Origin of the sequence: Massilia psychrophila (assembly GCF_002760665.1) — a bacterium.
GTDB lineage: Bacteria > Pseudomonadota > Gammaproteobacteria > Burkholderiales > Burkholderiaceae_D > JAFCUW01.
This window is the reverse complement of record NZ_PDOB01000091.1, coordinates 1-749: the sequence shown is the minus strand read 5'-3', so window position 1 is coordinate 749 and position 749 is coordinate 1. Positions and strand designations below refer to the sequence as shown.

Annotated in this window: 1 protein-coding gene; it reads left to right on the top strand. The window is 60.6% G+C overall.

Going from position 1 to position 749, the window contains the following annotated elements; genetic code table 11:
• A partial coding sequence (locus tag CR103_RS21770; protein ID WP_143752731.1) for an IS66 family transposase occupies positions 1-749 on the top strand: 749 nt, incomplete at both ends.

The window sequence follows — 749 nt, the reverse complement described above, 5'->3', positions numbered from 1 at the left end:
TTGGGCGTGCATCTGACCCAGGGGCAAATGTTGCCTTTTGCGCGCGCGGCCGAACTGATTCACGATATCTATGGCCTGTCGGTATCGCCCGGCACGCTGCTGGCATGGGTGGGAGAAGCGCGCGTCGCGCTGCAGGACACCGCCCAGCAGATCGCCGATGGCCTGCGCGCGGCGCCACTTCTCAGCGCCGACGAGTCTGGCCTGCGCGTTGCCGGCAAACTCCATTGGCTCCATGTCGCAGCCAACGAAACGCTGACATGGTATGGCGTTCAGGCCAAGCGTGGCATGGAAGCGATCGAAGCGCACGGCATACTGCCCAAGCGCATCGGCGTGCTCGTTCATGACTGCTGGGCTCCCTACTGGCGACTCGAAGATTCCATTCATGCCCTGTGCAACGCCCATCTCTTGCGCGAGCTGCTGTACGTACAGGAAATCACTGGGCAGGCATGGCCGCAATCGATGATGACCTTGCTGCTAAATGCCAATAAATTGTGCGAGGCGGCCCGGCAAAAACAGATCACATTCAGTGCCGGCGATGTCGCCGCCTTCCGCACGCTTTACGACGCGATTGTCAATGAAGGCGAGCAGCTCAATCCCATGGCGGTCAAGCCAGCCTGCCTGCGAGGGCCGGTCAAGCAGTCCGTCGCTTTTAACCTGCTCAAACGCTTCCGGCTCTACGCTGATGCCGTTCTGTTGTTCATCGCTGACCACGCCGTCCCGTTCACGAACAATATCGGTGAGCGTGCCGT